The sequence below is a fragment of the Pseudomonas sp. B424 genome (assembly GCF_055408345.1).
Window position 1 is genome coordinate 167,847 of the sequence record NZ_JBUZTL010000007.1, and the last position, 21,668, is coordinate 189,514.

Annotated in this window: 22 protein-coding genes; 14 read left to right on the forward strand and 8 right to left on the reverse strand. The window is 58.9% G+C overall.

Annotated features, from left to right (window positions below; genetic code table 11):
* Together ACZRMS_RS11155 and epsC are read left to right on the forward strand one after the other, a co-directional pair.
* Nucleotides 1-1,377 carry a M16 family metallopeptidase gene (locus ACZRMS_RS11155; protein WP_463995400.1) on the forward strand — a complete coding sequence of 459 codons (1,377 nt, stop codon included), beginning with the start codon at nt 1-3 and terminating at the stop codon, nt 1,375-1,377.
* A 95-nt stretch (nt 1,378-1,472) separates the two neighbouring features.
* Nucleotides 1,473-2,399 (forward strand): serine O-acetyltransferase EpsC, encoded by a 927-nt coding sequence (epsC, locus tag ACZRMS_RS11160; RefSeq protein WP_463995401.1) that lies wholly within the window; start codon nt 1,473-1,475, stop codon nt 2,397-2,399.
* A 59-nt stretch (nt 2,400-2,458) separates the two neighbouring features.
* On the opposite strand, the gene trpA is transcribed toward epsC, so the two are convergent.
* Both trpA and trpB read right to left on the reverse strand, forming a co-directional pair.
* Nucleotides 2,459-3,265, reverse strand: a complete 807-nt coding sequence (gene trpA / locus ACZRMS_RS11165; protein ID WP_463995402.1) for a tryptophan synthase subunit alpha — start codon at nt 3,263-3,265, stop codon at nt 2,459-2,461.
* Nucleotides 3,265-4,485: a tryptophan synthase subunit beta gene (gene trpB / locus ACZRMS_RS11170; RefSeq protein ID WP_463995403.1), complete on the reverse strand. Its 1,221-nt coding sequence runs from the start codon at nt 4,483-4,485 to the stop codon at nt 3,265-3,267. The genes trpA and trpB overlap by 1 nt, the downstream gene beginning before the upstream one ends.
* A 112-nt stretch (nt 4,486-4,597) precedes the next feature.
* Here trpB and ACZRMS_RS11175 point away from each other — a divergent pair, with 112 nt between their 5' ends.
* Entirely contained in the window at nt 4,598-5,488 is an 891-nt protein-coding gene (locus ACZRMS_RS11175; protein WP_463995404.1) for a LysR family transcriptional regulator, read from the forward strand.
* Here the strand turns inward: ACZRMS_RS11175 and ACZRMS_RS11180 are convergent.
* On the reverse strand, nt 5,485-5,811 hold the full coding sequence (locus ACZRMS_RS11180; RefSeq protein WP_048361451.1) for an ElaB/YgaM/YqjD family protein: 327 nt from the start codon (nt 5,809-5,811) through the stop codon (nt 5,485-5,487). The genes ACZRMS_RS11175 and ACZRMS_RS11180 overlap by 4 nt on opposite strands.
* A gap of 154 nt (nt 5,812-5,965) precedes the next feature.
* Here ACZRMS_RS11180 and ACZRMS_RS11185 point away from each other — a divergent pair, with 154 nt between their 5' ends.
* The gene (locus tag ACZRMS_RS11185; protein WP_019828312.1) at nt 5,966-6,181 is read left to right on the forward strand and encodes a dodecin; all 216 of its coding nucleotides are present in this window, start codon (nt 5,966-5,968) and stop codon (nt 6,179-6,181) included.
* A 122-nt stretch (nt 6,182-6,303) separates the two neighbouring features.
* Nucleotides 6,304-6,528 carry a DUF1161 domain-containing protein gene (locus ACZRMS_RS11190; protein ID WP_019828311.1) on the forward strand — a complete coding sequence of 75 codons (225 nt, stop codon included), beginning with the start codon at nt 6,304-6,306 and terminating at the stop codon, nt 6,526-6,528.
* Nucleotides 6,529-6,648: 120 nt separating this feature from the next.
* On the opposite strand, the gene ACZRMS_RS11195 is transcribed toward ACZRMS_RS11190, so the two are convergent.
* The gene (locus ACZRMS_RS11195; protein ID WP_463995405.1) at nt 6,649-7,653 is read right to left on the reverse strand and encodes an LLM class flavin-dependent oxidoreductase; all 1,005 of its coding nucleotides are present in this window, start codon (nt 7,651-7,653) and stop codon (nt 6,649-6,651) included.
* A gap of 215 nt (nt 7,654-7,868) precedes the next feature.
* Between ACZRMS_RS11195 and ACZRMS_RS11200 the strand changes: the two genes are divergently transcribed.
* Both ACZRMS_RS11200 and ACZRMS_RS11205 read left to right on the forward strand, forming a co-directional pair.
* Nucleotides 7,869-8,300, forward strand: coding sequence for an OsmC family protein (locus ACZRMS_RS11200; RefSeq protein WP_048361447.1), 432 nt, complete (start codon nt 7,869-7,871; stop codon nt 8,298-8,300).
* 159 nt (nt 8,301-8,459) lie between these two features.
* Complete coding sequence (locus ACZRMS_RS11205) at nt 8,460-8,702, forward strand: DUF1161 domain-containing protein (RefSeq protein ID WP_463995406.1); 243 nt, start codon at nt 8,460-8,462, stop codon at nt 8,700-8,702.
* On the opposite strand, the gene ACZRMS_RS11210 is transcribed toward ACZRMS_RS11205, so the two are convergent.
* Nucleotides 8,694-9,110: a PA0061/PA0062 family lipoprotein gene (locus tag ACZRMS_RS11210; RefSeq protein ID WP_463995407.1), complete on the reverse strand. Its 417-nt coding sequence runs from the start codon at nt 9,108-9,110 to the stop codon at nt 8,694-8,696. The two genes, ACZRMS_RS11205 and ACZRMS_RS11210, sit on opposite strands and share 9 nt — an antisense overlap.
* 181 nt (nt 9,111-9,291) lie before the next feature.
* Between ACZRMS_RS11210 and ACZRMS_RS11215 the strand changes: the two genes are divergently transcribed.
* Together ACZRMS_RS11215 and ACZRMS_RS11220 are read left to right on the forward strand one after the other, a co-directional pair.
* Nucleotides 9,292-10,347 carry an aminopeptidase gene (locus ACZRMS_RS11215; protein ID WP_463995408.1) on the forward strand — a complete coding sequence of 352 codons (1,056 nt, stop codon included), beginning with the start codon at nt 9,292-9,294 and terminating at the stop codon, nt 10,345-10,347.
* 308 nt (nt 10,348-10,655) lie between these two features.
* On the forward strand, nt 10,656-12,665 hold the full coding sequence (locus tag ACZRMS_RS11220; RefSeq protein ID WP_463995409.1) for a M3 family metallopeptidase: 2,010 nt from the start codon (nt 10,656-10,658) through the stop codon (nt 12,663-12,665).
* Nucleotides 12,666-12,670: 5 nt separating this feature from the next.
* Here the strand turns inward: ACZRMS_RS11220 and ACZRMS_RS11225 are convergent, their stop codons facing one another.
* Nucleotides 12,671-13,312 (reverse strand): dual specificity protein phosphatase family protein, encoded by a 642-nt coding sequence (locus ACZRMS_RS11225; protein WP_463995410.1) that lies wholly within the window; start codon nt 13,310-13,312, stop codon nt 12,671-12,673.
* 289 nt (nt 13,313-13,601) lie between these two features.
* On the opposite strand from ACZRMS_RS11225, the gene ACZRMS_RS11230 reads away from it, so the two are divergent.
* From ACZRMS_RS11230 to ACZRMS_RS11240, 3 genes are read left to right on the forward strand one after another with little or no spacing between them, the layout of a single operon-like run.
* Nucleotides 13,602-14,339 (forward strand): gluconate 2-dehydrogenase subunit 3 family protein, encoded by a 738-nt coding sequence (locus tag ACZRMS_RS11230; RefSeq protein ID WP_463995411.1) that lies wholly within the window; start codon nt 13,602-13,604, stop codon nt 14,337-14,339.
* 2 nt (nt 14,340-14,341) lie between these two features.
* Entirely contained in the window at nt 14,342-16,126 is a 1,785-nt protein-coding gene (locus ACZRMS_RS11235) for a GMC family oxidoreductase (RefSeq protein ID WP_463995412.1), read from the forward strand.
* Between the two features lie 12 nt (nt 16,127-16,138).
* Nucleotides 16,139-17,395: a c-type cytochrome gene (locus tag ACZRMS_RS11240; RefSeq protein WP_463995413.1), complete on the forward strand. Its 1,257-nt coding sequence runs from the start codon at nt 16,139-16,141 to the stop codon at nt 17,393-17,395.
* Between the two features lie 101 nt (nt 17,396-17,496).
* Here ACZRMS_RS11240 and ACZRMS_RS11245 read toward each other — a convergent pair whose 3' ends face one another.
* Entirely contained in the window at nt 17,497-18,138 is a 642-nt protein-coding gene (locus ACZRMS_RS11245; RefSeq protein WP_463995414.1) for a transporter substrate-binding domain-containing protein, read from the reverse strand.
* A gap of 138 nt (nt 18,139-18,276) precedes the next feature.
* On the opposite strand from ACZRMS_RS11245, the gene ACZRMS_RS11250 reads away from it, so the two are divergent.
* Complete coding sequence (locus tag ACZRMS_RS11250) at nt 18,277-18,714, forward strand: DUF4399 domain-containing protein (RefSeq protein WP_463995415.1); 438 nt, start codon at nt 18,277-18,279, stop codon at nt 18,712-18,714.
* A gap of 60 nt (nt 18,715-18,774) precedes the next feature.
* Here ACZRMS_RS11250 and serA read toward each other — a convergent pair whose 3' ends face one another.
* Nucleotides 18,775-20,004 (reverse strand): phosphoglycerate dehydrogenase, encoded by a 1,230-nt coding sequence (gene serA, locus ACZRMS_RS11255; protein WP_048361436.1) that lies wholly within the window; start codon nt 20,002-20,004, stop codon nt 18,775-18,777.
* A gap of 206 nt (nt 20,005-20,210) precedes the next feature.
* Between serA and ACZRMS_RS11260 the strand changes: the two genes are divergently transcribed.
* Complete coding sequence (locus tag ACZRMS_RS11260) at nt 20,211-21,605, forward strand: FAD-binding oxidoreductase (RefSeq protein WP_048361435.1); 1,395 nt, start codon at nt 20,211-20,213, stop codon at nt 21,603-21,605.
* The last annotated feature ends 63 nt before the right edge of the window (nt 21,606-21,668 follow it).

The window sequence follows — 21,668 nt, forward strand, 5'->3', positions numbered from 1 at the left end:
ATGCGTTGCCTGCTGTTCATATGCTTGCTGCTCGGCGCGGGTCAGGGTTTTGCCCTTGATCGTTACAGCGTTGAGGGCTACCAACTGCCCAATGGTCTGCAACTGATCCTCAAACCCGGCAATGATCGCGGGCACGTGGCCATTCGCCTGGTGGTCGGCGTGGGGCTGGACGATTTCACCTGTGCCGATCAGCAATTGCCGCACCTGCTGGAACACTTGCTGTTCAGTGGCACCGACGCTACCGGCGAAGGTGGCTTGGAGGAGCGAATGCAGGCCCTGGGTGGCGAGTGGAACGCCTTTACCAGCAGCGCCGACACCACTTTTGTGATCGAAGCCCCGGCCAAAAACCAGCGCAAGATCCTCGACCTGCTCCTGGGGCTGCTCACCCATACGCAGCTCACCGAGCAACGTATCAGCGACGCCAAGCAAGTGGTTGAGCGCGAAGACGGCGGCCACTATTCGCACTTGCAGCGGTGGCTGGACCGTCAAGATCTGGGCCACAGCGCCAGCAACCAGCTGGCGGTTGAGCTGGGTCTCAAATGCGCCGAGCGGGCCGAAGTGCATGACCTCACGCGCCAGCAGTTAGAGGCCGTGCGCCAGAACTGGTACGCGCCCAACAACATGACGCTGATTATCGTCGGCGACCTTGACCGGCTGCTGCCTGCCTATCTGGAGCGCACTTACGGTGCTCTCGAGCCGGTCAAGCCCAGCGAGCACCGGCCCTTGGCCGAAATCGATGCCAAGGCCGACGCCGAGCGCGAGCTGGTGCGCGGCGTCGTCGGTGATAGCGCGACCCTGCACTGGCTGTTGCCGGAGCCGGTGATCGAGGGGCAGTCCGATGAAACCTGGAGCCTGCTTCGCGATTATCTGGAGTGGGCGCTGTACAGCGAACTGCGGCTCAAGCACGGCTTGTCTTACGGGCCATGGGCTGAGCGCGAGGTGTTCGGCGGCGTGAGCTTTTTAAGCCTCAATGCAGACCTTGAGCGCGATCAAGTACCTCAGGCCCGGCAGGTTGTGGAGCAACTCAAGGCCCAACTGCTCAAGGACGGGCTGGACCCGCAAGTGTTTGCCCGGCTCAAGAACACCGCCATTGCCCGCAAGGCTTGGACAGTGCAAGGCAACAGCGCGCTGGCCGATTACTACTGGGCTTCGCTGGGTGACTACGACGAGGGCCACTTCACCGATCCGGCGAGGCAGCTCCAGGCCATCAGCCTTGAGCAGGCCAACACGGCGATGCGCGAGCTGTTTGCCGAACCCGGGTATGTGCGCATCGAGAAGCCGCTGTTCAGTTACCACGGCTTGAGCATGGCCATCCTGGGCGGGCTGGCGTTGCTGATCATCGCTGCGGTGGCCTGGCGCACCTGGCGTCGACGTTAAGCGCTCATTGCCCCACTCAGAAACTCTTTGATACCGTAAAATCATTGCCAATTCGCGGCTGGTTAACCCAGCCGCCAGCGTGCGGAGTATTCATCGTGAGTGATCGTTCCAATCCTTGGCAATTGCAGGCCATCGTCTGCCAACTGCGCACGGCGCGAAACCAGTGGCGCACGCAAAACGGGCGTGTCAGTGGCGAGCAGGGGGGCCGCGAGCTGCCTTCGCGTGCCGCGATGGCCGATATTCTTGAAGCCCTGTGCGGTGCATTGTTTCCGATGCGCCTGGGCCCTGTGGATTTGCGTGAAGAGAGTGAAGACTTTTATGTCGGCCACACCCTCGACGTAGCGCTCAATGCCTTGTTGGCCCAGGCCAAGCTGGAGTTGCGCTATGCGGCGCGCCAGAGCGGCCAGCCCGATGATGGCGTCAGCGACACCGCCACCTTGCTGATTCAGGATTTCGCCCTGGCGTTGCCGGGCCTGCGCACCCTCCTGGACACCGACGTACTGGCCGCCTACCACGGCGACCCGGCGGCGCGCAGTGTGGATGAAGTGCTGTTGTGCTACCCGGGGATTCTGGCGGTGATTCACCACCGTCTGGCGCATCATCTGTACCGCGCCGGGTTGCCGTTGCTGGCGCGGATCAGCGCAGAGATTGCGCACTCGGCCACCGGCATTGATATTCACCCGGGCGCGCAGATTGGCCGCAGCTTCTTTATCGACCACGGGACGGGTGTTGTGATCGGGGAAACCGCGATTATCGGCGAACGTGTAAGGATCTATCAGGCTGTGACCCTGGGGGCCAAGCGCTTCCCGGCGGACGAGTCGGGCCAGCTGCAAAAAGGTCATCCGCGCCATCCGATTGTTGAGGATGACGTGGTGATCTATGCCGGGGCGACGATTCTGGGCCGTATTACCATTGGTCAGGGCTCGACCATTGGCGGCAACGTGTGGCTGACCCGCAGTGTGCCGGCGGGCTGCAACCTGACCCAGGCCAACTTGCTGCACGATGACGGGACGCAGAAGTAAGGCAAAACACTGAACTCTAATTGTGGGAGCGCCGCTCCCACAGTTTGTTCAGCATTCACTCAGCGGGCGGTACGCACGCCTTCTGCCAGCGCCGCGCACAAGCTCAGCACACCATCCACCGCCTGTTCAGGGGTCGCGGCATTTTCGATCTTGTCGATCAGTGCCGAACCGACCACCACGCCATCTGCCAGACGGGCAATCGCTGCCGCCTGCTCGGGGGTGCGAATGCCAAAGCCAACGCTGATCGGCAAGTCGGTATGACGACGCAGGCGCTCAATGGCCGCGCTCACTTGTTCGGTGGTCGCGGAACCTGCGCCGGTCACGCCCGCCACCGACACGTAGTACACAAACCCCGAGCTGCCCGCCAACACGGTCGGCAAACGCACATCGTCAGTGGTCGGGGTGGTCAGGCGGATAAAGTCCAGGCCTGCGGCCTGCGCCGGGTCACACAGCTCGCTGTTGTGCTCAGGTGGCATGTCGACCACGATCAGGCCGTCTACGCCCGCAGCGACGGCCTCGGCCACGAACTTGGGCACACCGTAGTGGTGGATCGGGTTGAAGTAGCCCATCAGCACCAGCGGCGTATCGCTGTTGCCTTCACGGAACTCGCGAACCATTTGCAGGGTTTTCGCCAGGTTCTGTTTGTTGCCCAGCGCGCGGATGTTGGCCAGCTGAATCGCCGGGCCGTCGGCCATTGGATCGGTGAAGGGCATGCCCAGCTCGATCACGTCGGCGCCCGCTGCAGGCAAACCCTTGAGGATCGCCAGCGAGGTGGCGTAATCCGGGTCACCGGCGGTGACGAAGGTCACCAGCGCCGCGCGGTTTTGTTCCTTGAGTTCGGTAAAACGCGTTTGCAGGCGGCTCATCAGTGTTTCTCCTGCTGGGACTGTTCCATGTGGTGCATCACGGTTTGCATGTCTTTGTCGCCTCGCCCGGACAGGTTGACCACCATCAGGTGATCGGCCGGCAGGGTGGGTGCGCGTTTGAAGACTTCGGCCAGTGCGTGGGCGCTTTCCAGGGCCGGGATGATGCCTTCGAGGCGGCAGCATTTATGGAATGCATCCAGGGCTTCGTCGTCGGTCACAGAGGTGTATTCGACGCGGCCGATGTCGTGCAACCACGCATGCTCAGGGCCGATACCGGGGTAATCGAGACCGGCAGAAATCGAGTGGGCGTCGATGATCTGGCCGTCGTCGTCCTGCAGCAGGAAGGTGCGGTTGCCGTGCAGCACGCCCGGCTCGCCGCCATTGAGGCTGGCCGCATGCTTGCCGGTTTCGATGCCGTAGCCCGCGGCTTCCACACCGATGATTTCGACGCTGGTGTCATCCAGAAACGGGTGGAACAGGCCCATCGCGTTGGAGCCCCCGCCGATGCACGCCACCAGGCTGTCCGGCAGGCGGCCTTCCTGGGCTTGCATCTGGTCGCGGGTTTCCTTGCCGATCACGGCCTGGAAGTCGCGCACCATCGCCGGGTACGGGTGTGGGCCAGCGACGGTGCCGATCAGGTAGAAGGTGTCGTCGACGTTGGTCACCCAGTCGCGCAGGGCTTCGTTCATCGCGTCCTTCAGGGTGCCGGTGCCCGCGACTACCGGGATCACTTCAGCGCCCAGCAGCTTCATGCGGAACACGTTGGCCTGCTGGCGCTCGATGTCGGTGGTGCCCATGTAGATCACGCACTGCAGACCAAAGCGGGCGGCCACGGTGGCGGTGGCCACGCCGTGCATGCCGGCGCCGGTCTCGGCGATGATGCGTTTTTTACCCATGCGCCGTGCCAGCAGGATCTGGCCGATGCAGTTGTTGATCTTGTGCGCGCCGGTGTGGTTCAGCTCTTCGCGCTTGAGGTAGATCTTGGCGCCGCCACAGAACTCGGTGAGCCGCTCGGCGAAGTACAGCGGGCTCGGGCGGCCCACGTAATCGCGCTGGAAGTAGGCCAGTTCCTTGATGAACTCAGGGTCTTTCTTGGCCAGCTCGTACTCGCGATCCAGGTCGAGGATCAGCGGCATCAGGGTTTCAGCCACGTAACGGCCGCCGAATGAGCCAAACAGGCCATTGGCATCAGGGCCGGTACGCAAAGTGGATTGAGTCATGTGACGCTCCAGATAAAAAGTTACGAAGGTCGATGGCCAGACTTTACCCGCGACAGCCCAGGATGAAAACCGATAAGATCGCCGTAACCTGTCAGGAAAACTCACAGATATCATGAGCCGCGATCTCCCGCCCCTCAATGCCTTGCGCGCATTTGAAGCCACCGCCCGCCTGGGCAGCGTCAGCCAGGCCGCCGAGCAGCTGAACGTCACCCACGGCGCGGTCAGTCGCCAGCTAAAAGTACTTGAAGAGCACCTGGGCGTGAGCCTGTTCGTCAAGGAAGGGCGCGGCCTGAAACTCACGGACGCCGGCATCCGTCTGCGTGACACCAGTAGCGAAGCCTTTGACCGTCTGCGAAACCTGTGCGCAGAACTCACTAAAGGTCAGGTCGATGCCCCTTTTGTGCTCGGCTGTTCGGGCAGTTTGCTGGCGCGCTGGTTTATCCCGCGTTTGGGGCGGTTGAATGCAGATTTGCCGGACCTGCGCTTGCACTTGTCCGCCGGTGAAGGCGATCTCGATCCGCGCCGCCCCGGGCTAGACGCCTTGCTGGTATTTGCCGAGCCGCCATGGCCTGCCGATATGCAGGTGTACGAGTTGGCCAGCGAGCGCATTGGCCCGGTGGTCAGCCCGCGCTATGCCCGTTATGAGCAACTGCGTCAGGCACCTGCCGGCGTGCTGGCGGGTGAACCGTTACTGCATACCACCTCGCGGCCCCAGGCATGGCCGAGCTGGGCGCAGCAGAACGCAATCGAGCCTAAGGAATTGAAATACGGGCAAGGGTTTGAGCACTTGTACTACATGCTTGAAGCCGCCGTCGCGGGGCTGGGTGTGGCGATTGCTCCTGAACCCTTGGTGGCGCAGGACCTGAAAGCGGGACGCCTGGTTGCGCCGTGGGGGTTCAAGCAAACCCCGGCACAACTGGCGTTATGGCTGCCCAAGCGCGCCGCAGACGGGCGCGCCAGGCAACTGGCGCAATGGCTCAAGGCTGAGCTTGCGCGCGATTAGTTACCGCGTTTGCACAACAGAAATGCGGCCAGCAGACCCAGTGCGCCGATGGCAACGCCAGCGGTGGCGTACGGGTGCTCTTGCGCGTATTCGCGAGTGGCGATAGCGGTTTCGCGGGTCTTGTCCTTCACTTCTTCATAGGCGTCGCTGAGCAGATGGCGCGAGTGCTTGAGCGCGTTCTCGGCGTTGTTCTTGAGGACACCCAGGGTCTTTTTGGATTCGTCGGAAGCGTCGTGCTTGAGGCTTTCCAGAGACTTGAGCAGGCTCTCGATCTCTGCTTCCATGCTTTGCAATGAGGCTTTACGTAAAGAGTTGCTAGCCATTAGGGCTCTCCTGCATTGATGAGTGAGGTGCTTGTTAAGTCGGACTACAGAGATTTCAGAAAGTGCAGTTGGCCTGAACTTTTCCTCTCAAATTGCCTACAAAGTATTTAGCACAATCGCTGCTAGGCTTTGATCTACGACAAAGGAGAACGTTATGTCTGACCATCACACCTACAAGAAAGTTGAACTGGTAGGCTCGTCCCCGAGCAGCATAGAAGATGCCATCAGTAATGCACTGGCCGAGGCCAATAAAAGCATCAAACACTTGGAATGGTTCGAAGTGATCGATACTCGTGGGCACATCAAAGACGGTAAGGTTGCGCACTATCAGGTGACGCTCAAGGTCGGTTTTCGGATAGCCAGTAGCTGACACGGTGATGGCGTTTTGAACTTACTGGCTGGCCGTTTGCCATAAACTCGGCTACACCGTCTGGGTGCAGCACGGCACATGCCGCGTTGCACCCTTTTCGTTTTGACCGGGGAATGTCACCGATGAAAAAGATTTTATTGGCTGTAGGTTTGCTGAGTCTGGCAGGAACAGCGTTCGCAGCGGGCAAGCCGTGCGAAGAGCTGAAAAGCGAAATCGCGGCGAAGATTGAGGCTAACGGCGCCACGCATTATTCGCTGACTGCTGTGGATAAAGGCACTTCGGCTGACGGCAAAGTGGTGGGTACCTGCGAAGGCGGTACCAAGGAAATCATCTACAAACGCGGCTAAGTCTTGCGCGCAGCAAAAACGGTGGGAGCGAGCCTGCTCGCGATGTCAGACGGCGCGGTGTTTCAGTTGAACCGCGTCGATGCCATCGCGAGCAGGCTCGCTCACACATTTGTTTTTGCGTTAAGCCTCTTTCATCACCTGCGACAACAATTCATACGAGTGAATGCGGTCTGCGTGTTCATACAAATCACAGGTAAAGATCAGTTCGTCCGCCTGGGTTTGCTCGACCAGCACATCCAACTGAGCCTTGATTTTCTGCGGGCTGCCGACCATCGCCAGCCCAAGGAAGCTCATCACAGCCTCTTTTTCGTGGGGCAGCCACAGGCCGTTCATTGAGTCGACCGGTGGACGCTGTACCAGACTTTGCCCGCGCATCAACGCCAGAATCCGTTGCTGAACCGAGGTGGCCAGATACTCGGCCTGTTCATCGGTATCCGCCGCTACCAGCGGAATGCCTAGCATCACGTAGGGTTTGTCGAGGGTCGCCGACGGCTTGAAGTGGTTGCGGTACACGCGAATCGCTTCGTGCATAAGGCGTGGTGCGAAATGCGAGGCAAAGGCGTAAGGCAAACCAAGCTCCCCCGCCAGTTGCGCGCTGAACAGGCTGGAGCCCAGCAACCACACCGGTACGTTGGTCCCGGTACCCGGCATGGCGATAATCCGTTGATCCGGGGTGCGTGGCCCCAGGTAACGCATCAGCTCGGCCACGTCCTCAGGGAACTCATCGGCACTGCCCGAACGTTCGCGACGCAGGGCGCGGGCGGTCATTTGGTCGGAGCCCGGCGCACGGCCCAGGCCCAGGTCGATACGCCCCGGGTACAGGCTTTCGAGGGTGCCGAACTGCTCGGCGATCACCAGCGGCGCATGGTTGGGCAGCATGACACCCCCCGAACCCACGCGAATGGTCGAGGTACCACCGGCCAGATAACCGATCAACACCGAAGTCGCCGAGCTGGCGATGCCGTCCATGTTGTGGTGCTCAGCAACCCAGAAACGGTTGTAGCCGAACTTTTCAACGTGCTGTGCCAAGTCCAGCGAGTTGCGCAACGACTGGGCTGCGCTGCCATTTTCGCGCACAGGTACCAGATCGAGGGTCGAGAATTTGATGTCAGACAGTCGTTTCATCAGCCGGCTACTCCAGGTGGGGTGCAGGTCCAAGCGCTCGCTTGGCCCGCCAGTGACTACAGCAATATGGGCATATACCCGAGTTTCAATGGCAGGCGGGGAATTGAGCGATTAAAAAAGACGACTGGTCCGACAAGATGAACTTTGTGGAGCCGACTACCCTCACAACGTTAGTCAGGGCGTGAATCCTTCGCGCCGTTCTTCAGGAGGCACGCATGAGTATTAAAAAGAAAGCATCGGCTCATTGGGCAGGCGACCTTAAAACCGGCATTGGCTCCATCTCCACTGAAACCGGGGTACTGCGCGAAGCGCCGTATGGTTTCAAGGCGCGATTTGAAGGCGGCAAGGGCACCAACCCCGAAGAACTGATTGGCGCAGCCCATGCAGGCTGCTTTTCGATGGCGCTGTCGATGATCCTCGGTGATGCCGGGCTCAAGGCCGACAGCATTGATACCAGCGCTGAAGTGACGCTGGACCAGGTGGACGGCGGCTTTGCGATTACCGCCGTGCACCTGGTGCTCAAAGCCAAGGTGCCCGGCGCAACCCAGGCGCAATTTGACGAACTGACCACCAAGGCCAAAGAAGGCTGCCCTGTGTCCAAGGTGCTGAACGCCAAAATCACCCTCGATGCCACGCTGGTGAGCTGACCCTGTACGCCGCCCCGCTTGTCGCAAGCGAGGCGGCGCTGGCCCGAACAGTTTGACCCTGGCTGCGTCAGATCAGTCCTGTGCTGTGGCAAATGTGATCGAATGCACGCCACTGGCGTCAGATCATGACTTTGCGTACTGCCTCAAGGGAGTCTCACCATGAAACGTTTTGCTCTAGCGGTTATCTGTTGCTCCATGGCCACCTCGGCACTGGCGGCCCCCAAGGCGTGTGAAGAACTGAAGGATGAAATCGAGGCCAAGATCCAGGCCAACAATGTGTCGTCCTACACGCTCGAAATCGTGACCAATGAAGAAGTCCATGACGAGAATATGGTGGTCGGGTCGTGCGAGTACGGCAGCAAAAAGATCATCTATCAAAACAATGGTCAGGCTTCACGGTAAGCAGTTGACCTGCCGCTCCTCGGCCACCACCTTGCCCGCAGCGTTGTACAGCCGGGCGTAGGCGTTGAAGCCCAGTGAGCGCGCCTGGAGCCTGTAACGCTGGCCGGGCTGGAAGTTGTCGTAATCCAGGGTGACGTAGCACAGGCGTTCTTGCGGATCGCTGAACATGCCCATGCCGCCGACAAAGATCTCGAAATCGAAACGCACCACCAATTCATGCCGGCCGGGCGTGACTTGAAAATAGCGGCCGTCAGGCATGCGCCGGTTATCCAGGCGCTCGGCCATCACCAGCTTGCCGGTTTGTGTTTCAAGGTCGACCCAGGCCATTTTCGGGTCCGCCGAAGGCAATGGCGTGCTGGCGCAGGCGCTCAGCAGGCAAGTGGTCAACACAAGCAATAAAGTGCGCATGATGATTTCCAGAAAATTTGTTACATAAGCATAGCGCGCAATGCCGCTTCGCAGTTTAGCCCCCTGTGGGAGCCGGGCTTGCCCGCGATAGGATCGATGAAGTTTGCCTTAAGGACCGCGGTGCCTGTATCGCGGGCAAGCCCGCTCCCACACTATTGTCACTCGCCCACTGGATTGCTCTATGACCCCGCCTGTTCGTTGCCTGCCGGCCCTTGTCTTGTCGATAGTGCTCAGCGGTTGCTCCAGTGCCGGTTATTACTCGCAACTGGCAGGTGGGCAATGGCAGTTACTGCAGGCCCGAGAGCCGGTGAGCACGGTCATTACCGACCCGCAGCGCCCGGCGGCATTGCGTGAGCAATTGGTAAAAGCCCAGGCCGCCAGAACCTTTGCCAGCGAGCACTTGCACCTGCCGCACAACCAGAGCTATCGCCTGTACGTCGACCTCAAGCGGCCTTATGTGGTGTGGAATGTGTTCGCCACGCCAGAGTTTTCCCTCAATCCTGTCACCCATTGCTTCCCGATTGCCGGGTGCGTGGCCTACCGTGGCTATTACAGCCTGGGTGCGGCGCGAGGCGAAGCAGCCCTGCAACGTCAGCAAGGCCAAGACGTGCTGGTCAGCGGGGTTGAGGCCTACTCGACGTTGGGCTGGTTTGATGACCCGATCCTCAACAGCATGCTCACCTGGGGCGACGAGCGCCTGGCCACGCTGATTTTTCACGAGTTGGCGCATCAACGTTTTTATGTGAAAGACGACAGCGAATTCAACGAGTCTTTTGCCAGTTTCGTCGAACAGGAAGGCACCCGCCAATGGCGCGCCTATCAAGGCCTGCCACCCTCCAGCGCCAACAGCCTGCAGCAACGCGAGCAATTCACCGCACTGGTGCTGGACACTCGCCAGCGCCTGCAGAAACTCTATGCTCAGCCTTTGCCGGCTCAAGAGATGCGTCAGCGCAAAGCTGCGCAATTCGACCGAATGCGCCGCGATTATCGTCAGATGCGTGATCAGCAATGGGCGGGAAATAACCGCTTTGATGCGTGGATCAATGCACCGATGAATAACGCCAAACTCTTGCCCTTTGGCCTTTACGATCAATGGGTGCCTGCCTTTGCTGCGCTGTTCAAGCACTCGGGCGGTGATTGGCAGGTGTTTTATGGCCAGGTTGAGCAGTTGGGCAAACTGCCAATGGTTCAGCGCAAGGCGGCCTTGCAGCAATGGGTGGCACCGCCGCCTGCCTGACGGTGCCAGATGTGAAAATACTGCACACACAACAGATCCTGAAAGATGACGGTGCGTACCTCCATGCACCGTGAGGGCGTGTGATTAAGCTTTATTGGTGGTCAGAGATTACTGCATGGGCTCTGCCTGATGCCCTATGCGGGCTGTAGGGCTGCCCCCATGGCGGTCGAAATCATCACGCCTTTAAACGCACACGGCCAGGCGTGTGCGGTACCCCGGTATGACATGGGTCCTCAACCTGACTTTTAGTCTGTGCTCCCGCGTCGTCTGGCGCGATTCGCCACGACGCACAGACAGGAGGTTTGAACTTGAGCGATCGAAATCCACTTTTACAATCCCATGATCTCGTGCCGTATGAGGACATATGGCTTGAGCACCTGCAGCCGGCCATCCTTCAAATAGTCACCGACAACCGCAAGGCCATGGCGGACATCATTGCCAGCCAGTCATTGAACCCCACCTGGGACGGGTTAGTGCTGGCGATGGATGAACTACAGGCCCGGCTGGACGAAGCGGGCGATGCGCTCGAGACGTTGAGTCAATTGCCAAGACCCTCGCAATGGCATGCCGCCGTCGGTGCATGCCGCCTGGAAATCAGCTCGTGGTACTCCGAAGTGAAACAGAGCATGCCCCTGTTCCAGGCGTATCAGACCCTCGCCAACAGCGAGGCTGCGGCGCAATTCAGTGCGGCCCAAACAACGTTGCTGACCAGAAAACTCAACGACTGGCGTATATCTGGCGTGAATTTGCCTGCCGCTGAGATGAAGGCGCTTGCCACGCTCAATGACACGATCGGTACGCTTGAAGGGGTATTCCAGGACAACGTACACGCCGCCAACAGCGGCTGGGAAAAACACATCACCGACGAAAGCCAGTTATCCGGGCTCAGTGCCCACCTCAAAACAAAGCTGGCATTGCGGGCGAAGGCTTCCGGGCGTGATGGCTGGTTGCTGACCCTTGAAGAAGAGGCCGTTTACACCGACGTCATCAGCCAATGTGAAAATCGGGCATTACGCCAGGAGTTGTTCACCGCTTACAGCACCCGTGCCTCGGATCAGGGGCCTAACGCCCTTGAGTATGACAACGGGCCGGTACTTGAGCAGTTGCTGGAGTTGCGCCAGCAGAGAGCAGCCCTGTTGGGCTACGAAAATCATGCGCAGTACAGCCTGCAAACCAGGATGGCTACGTCGACGGCGCAGGTTCTGAACTTTATAAAATCGCGTATTGCCAGCGAAAAACCCTTGCTCGACAGTCAGGCCCAGGTACTCCGTGATGCGGCAGCATCACTGGGCTATACCGACCTTGGCGCGTGGGACTACGCCTATTTGGCGCAAATGATGGGTGCCCGTCAGTCTGATATTTCCGGGGCTGAGCTGAGCGCTTACTTCCCGTTCAATCGCGTGCTGGAAGGTTTGGTTTTAGTGGTGCAACAGCTGTTCGGCGTGCGCCTGATCAAGCAAAAAAACTTCAGCAGCTGGCACCCCGACGTACAGTTATTTGAAGTGCGGGAGGGTGAAAGCCTGCTGGGGCATATCTTTGTCGACCCCTATTGGCGCGCCCCAAAAATGGACGGTTGCTGGACTCAACCCGCACGCAACCGCCGGGTCGATGCCCAGGGGCGGGTCACACTGCCGGTGGCGATTTTTCATGGCAACTTTGGCGCCCCCAGCGCCGATACCCCGTCCTTGCTCAGTCATTTGCAGCTGAGCATGCTTTTTCATGAGTTCGGGCACTGTTTGCAACAAGTCCTCACGCGCAGTTCGCTGCGCGAGCTGTCGGGTATCAGGGGGCTGGGGGTTGATGCCAGCGAGTTCGCGGGCAAGATGCTGGAAGAGTGGTGCTGGTCCCGGGAGAGCCTGCTCTGGATTGCCCGTCACCATAAGACAGATGAAGGGCTGAGCACCGAGCAGATTGATCAGATTCTGGAAGCGAGAGAAGTCGCCTCGGGGCTCAGAACGGCAGATGAGTTGATGCGTTCATTGTTTGATTTTGAACTGCACCGAACCTATGGCGATGGTCGCAGCGTGCAAGAGGTTCTGCTCAGTACGAGGAAGGTGGTGCAACCGCTGGCCTGGCCAGAGACTGACCGGTTTGCCCAGGCGTTCGACTATATGGTGACGGGCTATGACGCCGGGTATTACGCCTATCAATGGTCCCAAAGCCTGGCCCGGCAAGTGTTTGAACGGTTCGAACGCGATGGCGTTTTCAACGCAGACACTGGCCGGGAATTTCGCGAGGCGTTTTACACACCGGGCGCTGAGCGCCCGCTGCTGGAGTCCTTCGAGATCTTCATGGGCAAACCGCCCGAAGGTTTTTGACTGCCTCAGGACCTGACGGGCTTGAACCAGCTCATCACCGCACACGAAGCCAGCGCGCTGGTGCTGCAGGCGCCGCTGCTCAAGGCTGCACGCAACTGCGGGATATCCGCCTTCATCATGTAGCTCACGCCATCCTTGTGGTGTGAGCTTTCACCAAAGCCGCCTTGGGTCATCTCCTTGAGTGCGTCTTCCTTGCTCCAGTCCTCGATCACCACGCGGTACATCGCCGACATCAAGCCCGTGCGATCCGAGCCGTGTTTGCAGTGCATCAATACCGGGCCCTTGGCTTGTGCCGTCTGGATAGCGCGCAATGCGGCCAGCACATCAGCGTCGTCCACGTGATTGGTGCGGTAAGGCAACTGAACCTGGGTGACGCCGGGCGTCTTCAGCCAGGAACTGTCAGCTTCGGGCAAAAAGTTGATCACGGTGGTGATGTGGAGCTTTTCCAGCAACGGTTGCGCTGCGCTGTCCGGCAACGCGCTGCGGTACAGGGTCGGTGACATCTGGTACAGGTTGTACGGTGTCGCGACAGGCTGAGCCCACTGCGCGGGGCGAGATGCAGACGCTTCATCCGCCTGGGCCTGTGGCAACGCAAACAGAGCAAGCAACGTCAGGCACAAAGCAGGAAAGAGGCGGGATCTCGGCATGTCAGGTCGACCGTATTGAGTTGGGTTGAGGGGTAGGTCGCCAGATTGAGCGAAACCGAATCAAAACTCTGTGAGTCAGTTGTCAAAAATGTGTGATCGCTCAGTACCGTCGACGGTGCGGCAAAATTACGCATGAAACGATTCACCTGACCGAAAGGCCTGTTAGAATTTGTAACTAATGTTTGCTGCGCGTCCTGTTCCTTTCGGTTCGTTCGACCTGTTCCGCTGCCAAAACGAAAGCTGCCAATGAGCGGCTGTAATCCGCGACTGCCTGATGAGGTGCCCCCGCATGTCTGAGCAAGACAATCCCCGGCGTGAGTTTTTGCGCAAAACCCTGACCCTGATCCCAGTGGTCACTGTGGCCAGCACCGGCCTCGGTGGTTCTGTGCTGATGGCCACGCCTGCGGCTGCCGCGCCCGAACCTGACAAGCGCACGCCGGCCCCTGCCACAGCGTATGAACCCACTTATTTCACCGCCGAAGAGTGGGCATTCGTGAACGCTGCTGTGGCGCGCCTGATCCCGGCAGACGAGCAAGGCCCCGGTGCCCTGGAAGCAGGCGTTCCGGAATACATCGACCGCCAGATGAACACGCCTTACGCCAGCGGCGCCCTGTGGTTCATGCAAGGTCCGTTCAATGCCGACGCGCCACCTGAAATGGGCTGGCAGAGCAAACTGGTGCCAAAACAGATCTATCGCCTGGGCATCGCTGCCACGGAGGCACTGTGCAAAAAAGCCTATAACTCAACGTTTGCTGGGCTAGACAGCGCTACCCGAGACGAAGTGCTCAAAAAACTGGAGGCAGGCACGCCTGAATTCGAGAACGTCCCGGCCAAGATGTTTTTCAGTTTTTTGCTGCAAAACACTAAGGAAGGTTTCTTTTGCGACCCGATTCACGGTGGCAACAAAGGCATGGTCGGCTGGACCATGATCGGCTTTCCTGGCGCGCGCGCAGATTTCATGGACTGGGTTGAGCGCAACGAGCAGTACCCCTTCCCGGCAGTATCCATCCGCGGCGAGAGGGCTTGAGCATGTCGACCGTTATGAAAAAAGTTGATGCAGTTATCGTCGGTTTCGGCTGGACCGGCGCGATTATGGCCAAAGAACTGACCGAAGCTGGCCTGAATGTTGTGGCCCTCGAACGTGGCCCAATGCAGGACACCTACCCGGACGGTAACTATCCACAGGTGATTGATGAACTGACCTACAGCGTACGCAAAAAGCTGTTTCAGGACGTCTCCAAAGAAACCGTCACCATCCGTCACAGCATCAATGACGTGGCCCTGCCGAATCGCCAGCTGGGCGTATTTCTGCCCGGCAACGGTGTCGGCGGCGCAGGTTTGCATTGGTCGGGCGTCCATTTTCGGGTAGACCCGATGGAGCTGCGGATGCGCAGCCATTACGAAGAGCGCTACGGCAAAAAATTTATCCCTGAAGGCATGACCATTCAGGATTTCGGCGTCAGCTATGAAGAGCTGGAACCGTTTTTCGACTATGCCGAAAAAGTGTTCGGTACTTCGGGCCAGGCCTGGACAGTCAACGGTCAACTGGTGGGCGAAGGCAAAGGCGGCAACCCTTATGCGCCCGATCGTTCCGATAATTTCCCGTTGTTGTCGCAGAAGAACACTTACTCCGCGCAACTGTTTCAAAAAGCGGCCAATGACGTGGGCTACAAGCCTTACAACCTGCCATCTGCGAACACCTCCGGGCCTTATACCAACCCGTATGGTGCACAAATGGGCCCGTGCAATTTCTGCGGCTTCTGCAGCGGTTATGTCTGCTACATGTATTCCAAGGCATCGCCCAACGTAAACATCCTGCCGGCGCTCAAGCCGCTGCCGAACTTTGAGCTGCGCCCTGATTCGCATGTGATCCGGGTCAACCTGGACAGCACTAAAACCAAGGCCACCGGCGTGACTTACATCGATGCCCTGGGCCGTGAAATCGAACAGCCGGCCGATCTGGTGATTCTCGGTGCATTTCAACTGCACAACGTGCGGTTGATGCTGCTCTCGGGCATCGGCAAGCCTTACAACCCGGTCACCAATGAAGGTGTGGTGGGCCGTAACTTCGCCTACCAGAACATGGGCACCATCAAGGCCTACTTCGATAAAGACGTGCACACCAACAACTTCATCGGCGCGGGCGGCAATGGTGTAGCGGTCGATGATTTCAACGCGGACAACTTCGACCACGGGCCCCATGGCTTTGTCGGGGGCTCGCCGATGTGGGTCAACCAGGCTGGCAGCCGACCGATTGCCGGCACTTCCAACCCGCCGGGTACTCCGGCCTGGGGTAGCGCCTGGAAGCGTGCAACCGCCGATTACTACACCCACCAGGTGTCGATGGACTCACACGGTGCGCATCAGTCCTACCGTTGTAACTACCTCGACCTTGATCCGGTGTACCGCGATGCCTACGGCCAACCGCTGCTGCGGATGACCTTCGACTGGCAGGAAAATGACATCAAGATGAACCGTTTCATGATGGAAAAAATGGGCAAAATCGCCGAAGCGATGAACCCCAAAGCCATCGCCCGAATTGGCAAGCAGGTCGGTGACCATTTCAACACGGCCTCCTACCAGACCACTCACCTGAACGGTGGCGCGATCATGGGCACCGACCCTAAGACCAGCGCCCTGAATCGCTACTTGCAGAGCTGGGACGTGCACAACGTGTTTGTGCCGGGTGCTTCTGCCTTCCCGCAAGGTTTGGGATACAACCCGACAGGCTTGGTTGCCGCGTTGACCTATTGGTCGGCCCGGGCGATCCGTGAGCAGTACCTGAAAAACCCCGGCCCACTGGTTCAGGCATAAGGAGCGATGACCATGAAAGCATTTGTTATCGCGACCCTGACCTTGTTCGCCAGCTTCTCGGCGGTGGCCGCAGACAGCGACCCGCAGGCCCTGGTCAAGCAAGGTGAATACCTGGCGCGCGCCGGTGACTGCGTGGCGTGCCACACGGCCAAGGACGGCAAGCCGTTCGCCGGTGGCCTGGCGATGGAAACCCCGATCGGCACGATTTATTCGACCAACATCACGCCGGGCAAAAATGGCATTGGCAGTTACAGCTTCGAAGATTTTGACAAGGCTGTGCGCCATGGCATTGCCCAGAACGGCAGCACGCTGTACCCGGCCATGCCGTACCCGTCTTATGCGCGGGTCAACCAGGCCGACATGCAGGCCTTGTATGCCTACTTTATGCGGGGCGTAAAACCCGTCGAGCAGGAGAACAAGGAGGCCGATATCCCTTGGCCGCTGAGCATGCGCTGGCCGCTGGCAATCTGGCGCTGGCTGTTTGCCCCGGCGGTTGAGGATTTCAAGCCTGAGGCCGGACAAGACCCTGTGGTCAGTCGCGGTGCTTATCTGGTGGAAGGCCTTGGCCATTGCGGCGCGTGCCATACGCCACGGGCGTTGACCATGCAGGAAAAGGCCCTGGGTGCGAGCGACGGCAGTGCATTCCTGTCAGGCAGCGCTCCGCTGGAGGGCTGGATCGCGAAAAACCTGCGCGGCGACCACAAGGACGGACTGGGCAGTTGGAGCGAAGAGCAGCTGGTGCAATTCCTCAAGACCGGGCGCAGTGATCGCAGTGCGGTATTTGGCGGCATGAGCGATGTGATTGTGCACAGCATGCAGTACATGTCTGACGCCGACTTGACGGCCATTGCCCTCTATCTGAAGGCTCTGCCTGCTGTGAACCCGGCGGATATGCCGCACCAGTACGATCCGGCAGTGGCAGATGCCCTGTGGAACGGTGATGACAGCAAGCGCGGCGCGGCGGTGTACATCGACAACTGCGCGGCTTGCCATCGCACTGACGGTCACGGCTATACCCGCGTGTTCCCGGCATTGGCGGGCAACCCGGTGTTGCAGTCGGACGACCCGACGTCGCTGATCCATATCGTGCTTAAGGGTGGGACGTTGCCTGCGACGCATACGGCGCCGTCGACCTTCACCATGCCTGCCTTCGACTGGCGCTTGTCGGATCAGGAAGTGGCCGATGTGGTCAACTTCATCCGCACCAGCTGGGGCAACCAGGCCGGGGAAGTGAAGGCCGGGGATGTTAAGGCGATTCGCACACCCTGAGTATTGGGTGGGAGCGGGCTTGCTCGCGATGCAGTTGACTCGGTATGCCTGAATTACCGATTCGATCCCATCGCGAGCAAGCCCGCTCCCACAGTGGGTATTCAGGGTTGTTTTGCACCCGTCCCAAACCACTTCTGCGACAACGCCTCCAGCCGCCCATCAGCCTTGATCCGTTGCAGCGCCTTGTCCAGGCTGGCCTGGAACGCCGGGTTGCCCTTCTGGAAGGGAATCGCCAGCGCCACCTCTTCGTCCGTGACCGGCGGCTTTGGCGCTACGGTCATCAGAGGTTGACGTTCGACAAACTGGCTGCCCTGGGCTACGCCTAAGTACTGACCCTGAAGTGTTGCAAGGGTAGTGGCCGGGCGCGGTTTTTCTGGCTGGGCGATCGTCTGCGCCGAGGTGTAGCTGTAAGGTTCGCTGAAGTCGAAACGATCCTGAAGTTCGGGGGTCAAAGCGATGTGGTTAATGGCCACATCGTATTTACCGTTTTCGACACCTGACAGCAGGTCATTGCTGTCAGTCACAAGGATGGAGGGATGCACTTCCAGCTCTTGGGCCAGCAGCTCGGCCAGTTCCACTTCAAAGCCGGCCAGACGTCCGTCCTGCTTGAAGCTGAAGGGAGGGGTATCGGCCTCCAGGGCGATGCGCAGTTCACCCCGGTCGTTTACGTCGTCGATCAGTTCGGCTTGAGCAAAAGGGCTCGCCAGTGGCAGTAAAAGCATCAGGCCTGGCAGAAAACGCATGGTCACTCCTTTGAATTTGATGCAAGCGATTCGCAACTGGTGTGCGCTTTGCTTTATGTTGGTCAATTGCGGCGTTGGACAACAGATTGTCTCAAAGTTGTCCGGGGCCTGAGTTTTTTGCAAAAACCGGAGAAAAAAATGAAAGCTCTACTGTCTCGTGTTGCGTTGGCTTCTGTATTGATGGGCGCTTCAGTTATGGCCACGGCCGCCGGTATGCCGACCACCCCGGCCCCCAAGGGCGCCGAAGTGTTTATCGTGTCCCCTGCAGACGGTGCCACTGTGGATAAAACCTTCACCGTTAAATTCGGCGCCAAAAATGTCGCCATCGCCCCGGCTGGCGACCAAACCGCAAACACCGGCCACCACCATCTGCTGATTGATGTCGACACTCTGCCCGCCGCCGCCATGCCAATCCCGGCGGACGCCAACCACGTGCACTTCGGCAAGGGCCAGGTCGAAACCGAAGTCACCCTGACACCGGGCAAGCACACTCTGCAACTGGAACTGGGCGACAAAAACCACGTACCGTTTGAGCCTGCCGTTGTTTCGAAAAAAATCACCGTCAATGTGAAGTAGTTTTCAACACGGTCATAAAAAAGGGAGACCCGAGGGTCTCCCTTTTTATTGAGGCGCGTTTTAGAACAGCACGCGGCAACGGATAGTGCCTTTGATGGTCTGCAGCTTCTCTTGCGCCAGGTCCGAGGACTCGGCGTCGACGTCGATCACTACATAACCAACTTTTTCGTTGGTTTGCAGGAACTGGCCGGAGATGTTGATCCCGTTTTCGGCGAAGACCTTGTTGATCTCGCTCATCACACCCGGAATGTTCTCGTGGATGTGCAGCAGGCGGTGCTTGCCAGGGTGAGCCGGCAGGGCCACTTCCGGGAAGTTCACGGACGATACCGAAGTACCGTTGTCGCTGTACTTGACCAGCTTCTCTGCCACTTCCAGACCGATATTGGCTTGCGCTTCAGCGGTGGAACCGCCGATGTGCGGGGTCAGGATCACGTTGTCCAGGCCGCGCAGCGGGCTTTCGAACACGTCGTCGTTGGAGCGCGGCTCAACCGGGAATACGTCGATGGCGGCGCCGATCAGGTGCTTGTCCTTGATCGCGTCAGCCAGGGCGTCCAGTTCAACCACGGTGCCACGTGCGGCGTTGATCAGAATCCCGCCCTTTTTGATGGCGCGGATTTCTTTCTCACCGATCATCCACTGGGTGGCGGCGGTTTCAGGCACGTGCAAAGTCACGATGTCGGACATGCCCAACAGTTCGTGCAGGTTGCCGACCTGAGTCGCGTTGCCCAATGGCAGCTTGGTCACAGTGTCGTAGAAGAACACTTGCATGCCCAGGCCTTCAGCCAGTACCGACAGTTGAGTACCGATCGAACCATAACCGACGATGCCCAGCTTTTTGCCGCGGATTTCGAAGGAGTTGGCTGCGCTTTTGATCCAGCCACCACGGTGGCAGGAAGCGTTTTTCTCAGGGATGCCACGCAACAACAGGATCGCTTCAGCCAGTACCAGCTCGGCCACCGAACGGGTGTTGGAGTAGGGGGCGTTGAAAACAGCGATACCGCGCTCACGTGCAGCGTTGAGATCGACCTGGTTGGTGCCGATGCAGAAACAACCAACAGCGACCAACTTCTTGGCGCAGTCGAACACTTCTTCGGTCAGCTGGGTACGAGAACGGATGCCGATAAAGTGGGCATCAGCGATCTTTTCCTTCAGCTGGGCTTCAGGCAAGGAACTGGTGATGTACTCAATGCTGGTGTACCCGGCAGATTTGAGCACTTCAACAGCGGATTGGTGGACGCCTTCCAAAAGAAGGAACTTGATCTTGCTCTTATCGAGAGAAGTCTTGCTCATCTGCGTAAACCTGTGTCCCAGAGAAAAAATGGCAGGGAATGGACAGCGAGAGCTGACCTGGCCGGCGTGAAGACCGGCACCGAGAATCGTCCTACGGCTCGATTCTACGGGGGGGTCGTATGCTAGCATAAGCGCCCCGCTAAACACCCATTCCTGCGACGTGAAGCGTTCTCAGGATGACCATGAATTGTTCGAGAGTTCTGTTGATGACCCATCCTGCCTTGATTGATGAGCTAAAGACCCTGGTAGAGCCTGGCAAGGTCTTGACCGATGCCGACTCCCTTAATGCTTACGGCAAGGATTGGACCAAGCATTTCGCCCCGGCCCCGCTGGCCATTGTGTTCCCCAAAACCACCGAGCAGGTGCAGGCCATCGTGCTGTGGGCCAACGCCAATAACGTGGCTCTGGTGCCTTCGGGCGGCCGTACCGGTTTGTCCGCCGCGGCAGTGGCGGCCAATGGCGAAGTGGTTGTGTCGTTCGACTACATGAATCAGGTGCTGGGCATCAACTTGACCGATCGCACCGTGGTCTGCCAGCCGGGCGTGGTTACCGAGCATTTGCAAAACCTGGCCGAAGAAAACGGCCTGTACTACCCGGTGGATTTCGCCTCGGCAGGTTCCAGCCAGATTGGCGGCAACATCGGCACCAATGCCGGCGGGATCAAGGTGATTCGCTACGGCATGACCCGCAACTGGGTGGCGGGCATGAAAGTGGTGACCGGCAAGGGCGACGTGCTTGAGCTGAACAAGGACCTGATCAAAAACGCCACCGGCTATGACATGCGTCAGCTGTTTATCGGCGCTGAAGGTACTCTGGGTTTTGTGGTGGAAGCCACCATGCGCCTGGACCGTGCGCCGAAGAACCTCACCGCGATGGTGCTCGGCACTGCGGACTTTGATTCCATCATGCCCGTGCTGCATGCGTTTCAAAGCAAGCTGGACCTGACGGCATTTGAGTTCTTCTCCGACAAGGCACTGGCCAAAGTGATGGGCCGTGGTGATGTGCCTTCGCCATTCGAGACCGATTGCCCGTTCTATGCGTTGCTGGAATTTGAAGCGACCACTGAAGAAGTGGCCAACGCGGCGCTGGAAACCTTCGAACATTGCATGGAAGAAGGTTGGGTGCTCGATGGCGTGATGAGCCAGAGCGAGACCCAGCTGCAAAACCTGTGGAAACTGCGCGAATACATCTCCGAGACCATTTCCCACTGGACTCCGTACAAAAACGACATTTCGGTCACTGTGTCGAAAGTGCCGGCATTCTTGAAAGAAATTGACGCGATTGTCGGCGAACACTACCCGGACTTCGAAATTGTCTGGTTTGGCCACATCGGTGACGGCAACCTGCACTTGAATATCCTCAAGCCTGAAAACCTGAGCAAGGACGAGTTTTTTGCCAAGTGTGCGACGGTGAACAAGTGGGTATTTGAAACCGTAGAGAAGTACAACGGTTCGATCTCTGCCGAGCACGGCGTGGGCATGACCAAGCGCGATTACCTGACCTACAGCCGCTCGCCGGTGGAGATCGAGTACATGAAAGCGCTCAAGGCCGTGTTCGACCCGAACGGCATCATGAACCCGGGCAAGATTTTTGCGGTTTAACTAACCATACAAAACCCGTAGCAGCTGCCGGAGGCTGCTACGGAGTCACTAGCCAACAGCGGA

Coding starts and splice junctions, on each gene's coding strand:
- serA (WP_048361436.1), bottom strand. CDS start 20,004: ATGAGCAAGACTTCTCTCGATAAGAGCAAGATCAAGTTCCTTCTTTTG.
- ACZRMS_RS11175 (WP_463995404.1), top strand. CDS start 4,598: ATGAGCCGCGATCTCCCGCCCCTCAATGCCTTGCGCGCATTTGAAGCC.
- ACZRMS_RS11180 (WP_048361451.1), bottom strand. CDS start 5,811: ATGGCTAGCAACTCTTTACGTAAAGCCTCATTGCAAAGCATGGAAGCA.
- ACZRMS_RS11240 (WP_463995413.1), top strand. CDS start 16,139: ATGAAAGCATTTGTTATCGCGACCCTGACCTTGTTCGCCAGCTTCTCG.
- trpA (WP_463995402.1), bottom strand. CDS start 3,265: ATGAGCCGCCTGCAAACGCGTTTTACCGAACTCAAGGAACAAAACCGC.
- ACZRMS_RS11190 (WP_019828311.1), top strand. CDS start 6,304: ATGAAAAAGATTTTATTGGCTGTAGGTTTGCTGAGTCTGGCAGGAACA.
- ACZRMS_RS11185 (WP_019828312.1), top strand. CDS start 5,966: ATGTCTGACCATCACACCTACAAGAAAGTTGAACTGGTAGGCTCGTCC.
- ACZRMS_RS11225 (WP_463995410.1), bottom strand. CDS start 13,312: ATGCCGAGATCCCGCCTCTTTCCTGCTTTGTGCCTGACGTTGCTTGCT.
- ACZRMS_RS11210 (WP_463995407.1), bottom strand. CDS start 9,110: ATGCGCACTTTATTGCTTGTGTTGACCACTTGCCTGCTGAGCGCCTGC.
- trpB (WP_463995403.1), bottom strand. CDS start 4,485: ATGACTCAATCCACTTTGCGTACCGGCCCTGATGCCAATGGCCTGTTT.
- ACZRMS_RS11215 (WP_463995408.1), top strand. CDS start 9,292: ATGACCCCGCCTGTTCGTTGCCTGCCGGCCCTTGTCTTGTCGATAGTG.
- ACZRMS_RS11235 (WP_463995412.1), top strand. CDS start 14,342: ATGTCGACCGTTATGAAAAAAGTTGATGCAGTTATCGTCGGTTTCGGC.
- ACZRMS_RS11155 (WP_463995400.1), top strand. CDS start 1: ATGCGTTGCCTGCTGTTCATATGCTTGCTGCTCGGCGCGGGTCAGGGT.
- ACZRMS_RS11230 (WP_463995411.1), top strand. CDS start 13,602: ATGTCTGAGCAAGACAATCCCCGGCGTGAGTTTTTGCGCAAAACCCTG.
- ACZRMS_RS11245 (WP_463995414.1), bottom strand. CDS start 18,138: ATGCGTTTTCTGCCAGGCCTGATGCTTTTACTGCCACTGGCGAGCCCT.
- ACZRMS_RS11205 (WP_463995406.1), top strand. CDS start 8,460: ATGAAACGTTTTGCTCTAGCGGTTATCTGTTGCTCCATGGCCACCTCG.
- ACZRMS_RS11260 (WP_048361435.1), top strand. CDS start 20,211: ATGACCCATCCTGCCTTGATTGATGAGCTAAAGACCCTGGTAGAGCCT.
- ACZRMS_RS11195 (WP_463995405.1), bottom strand. CDS start 7,653: ATGAAACGACTGTCTGACATCAAATTCTCGACCCTCGATCTGGTACCT.
- ACZRMS_RS11250 (WP_463995415.1), top strand. CDS start 18,277: ATGAAAGCTCTACTGTCTCGTGTTGCGTTGGCTTCTGTATTGATGGGC.
- ACZRMS_RS11200 (WP_048361447.1), top strand. CDS start 7,869: ATGAGTATTAAAAAGAAAGCATCGGCTCATTGGGCAGGCGACCTTAAA.